Below are 2,615 nucleotides of genomic sequence, written 5' to 3' on the forward strand. Positions count from 1 at the left end.
TGAATACATAGGGGTTAGAAGCGAACCTGGGGAACTGAAACATCTAAGTACCCAGAGGAAAGGACATCAAACGAGACTCCGCTAGTAGTGGCGAGCGAACGCGGACCAGGCCAGTGGCTTTTGTGAATGAAGTGGAACGAGTTGGAAAACTCGACCGAAGTGGGTGATAGTCCCGTACACGTAGAATAGCAGAAGTCCTTGAGTAGGGCGGGACACGTGAAATCCTGTCTGAACATGGGTCGACCACGATCCAAGCCTAAGTACTCGTGCATGACCGATAGCGAACCAGTACCGTGAGGGAAAGGTGAAAAGCACCCCGACGAGGGGAGTGAAACAGTACCTGAAACCGGATGCCTACAAACAGTTGGAGCCCAAGATTTGTTCTGGGTGACAGCGTACCTTTTGTATAATGGGTCAGCGACTTAGTGTATCGAGCAAGCTTAAGCCGGTAGGTGTAGGCGCAGCGAAAGCGAGTCTGAACAGGGCGTTCAGTTCGATGCATTAGACCCGAAACCAAGTGATCTAGCCATGAGCAGGTTGAAGGTACGGTAACACGTACTGGAGGACCGAACCCATATCTGTTGCAATAGATCGGGATGACTTGTGGCTAGGGGTGAAAGGCCAATCAAACTTGGAGATAGCTGGTTCTCCGCGAAATCTATTTAGGTAGAGCGTCGACCGAATACCCCCGGGGGTAGAGCACTGGATGGGCTATGGGGACTCACCGTCTTACTGATCCTAACCAAACTCCGAATACCGGGGAGTACTAGTCGGCAGACACACGGCGGGTGCTAACGTCCGTCGTGGAGAGGGCAACAACCCTGACCACCATCTAAGGTCCCTAAGTTATGGCTAAGTGGGAAAGGATGTGAGGATCCCAAAACAACCAGGATGTTGGCTTAGAAGCAGCCATCATTTAAAGAAAGCGTAACAGCTCACTGGTCTAAATAAGGGTCTTTGCGCCGAAAATGTACCGGGGCTCAAGCCATACACCGAAGCTGTGGATGCACGTATGTGCGTGGTAGCGGAGCGTTCCGTAAGCCTGTGAAGGGACAGTCGTGAGACATCCTGGAGGTATCGGAAGTGAGAATGCTGACATGAGTAACGATAAAGGGAGTGAGAGACTCCCTCGCCGAAAGTCCAAGGGTTCCTGCTTAAAGTTAATCTGAGCAGGGTTAGCCGGCCCCTAAGGCGAGGCCGAAAGGCGTAGTCGATGGGAACCACGTTAATATTCGTGGGCCTGCAGGTAGTGACGGATCGCGTGTGTTGTACGTTCTTATTGGATTGAACGTGCAGCGAAGCGGTTCCAGGAAATAGCTCCTGCATATAGACCGTACCCTAAACCGACACTGGTGGACTGGTAGAGAATACCAAGGCGCTTGAGAGAACTGCGTTGAAGGAACTCGGCAAAATGCACGCGTAACTTCGGAAGAAGCGTGACCCTCATATGGGCAACCATGTGGGGGTGGCACAGACCAGGGGGTAGCGACTGTTTACCAAAAACACAGGGCTCTGCGAAGTCGCAAGACGACGTATAGGGTCTGACGCCTGCCCGGTGCTGGAAGGTTAAGAGGAGATGTGCAAGCATTGAATTGAAGCCCCAGTAAACGGCGGCCGTAACTATAACGGTCCTAAGGTAGCGAAATTCCTTGTCGGGTAAGTTCCGACCTGCACGAATGGCGTAACGACTTCCCCGCTGTCTCCAACGCAGACTCAGTGAAATTGAATTCCCCGTGAAGATGCGGGGTTCCTGCGGTTAGACGGAAAGACCCCGTGCACCTTTACTATAGCTTTACACTGGCATTCGTGTCGGCATGTGTAGGATAGGTGGTAGACTTTGAAGCAGTGGCGCCAGCCATTGTGGAGTCATCCTTGAAATACCACCCTTGCCTATATGGATGTCTAACTGCGGCCCGTTATCCGGGTCCAGGACCGTGTATGGTGGGTAGTTTGACTGGGGCGGTCGCCTCCTAAAGAGTAACGGAGGCGCGCGATGGTAGGCTCAGAACGGTCGGAAATCGTTCGTCGAGTGCAATGGCATAAGCCTGCCTGACTGCAAGACTGACAAGTCGAGCAGAGACGAAAGTCGGTCATAGTGATCCGGTGGTCCCGCGTGGAAGGGCCATCGCTCAACGGATAAAAGGTACGCCGGGGATAACAGGCTGATGACCCCCAAGAGTCCATATCGACGGGGTTGTTTGGCACCTCGATGTCGACTCATCGCATCCTGGGGCTGGAGCAGGTCCCAAGGGTATGGCTGTTCGCCATTTAAAGCGGTACGTGAGTTGGGTTCAGAACGTCGTGAGACAGTTCGGTCCCTATCTGCCGTGGGTGTAGGAATATTGACAGGATCTGTCCCTAGTACGAGAGGACCGGGATGGACGTATCTCTGGTGGACCTGTTGTCGTGCCAACGGCATAGCAGGGTAGCTATATACGGACGGGATAACCGCTGAAGGCATCTAAGCGGGAAACCCACCTGAAAACGAGTATTCCCTATCAGAGCCGTGGAAGACCACCACGTTGATAGGCCGGGTGTGGAAGTGCGGCAACGCATGCAGCTTACCGGTACTAATAGCTCGATCGACTTGATCACTCCCATTTACAATATCCATC

General features: G+C 53.0%; 1 rRNA gene. It reads left to right on the forward strand.

Annotated features, from left to right (window positions below):
* Positions 1–2,595, forward strand: a 23S ribosomal RNA gene (locus tag ABWW28_RS27415); the annotation flags it as partial.
* Between the last annotated feature and the right edge of the window lie 20 nt (positions 2,596–2,615).

It is taken from the genome of Brucella sp. NBRC 14130 (assembly GCF_040371715.1).
Lineage (GTDB): Bacteria > Pseudomonadota > Alphaproteobacteria > Rhizobiales > Rhizobiaceae > Brucella > Brucella intermedia.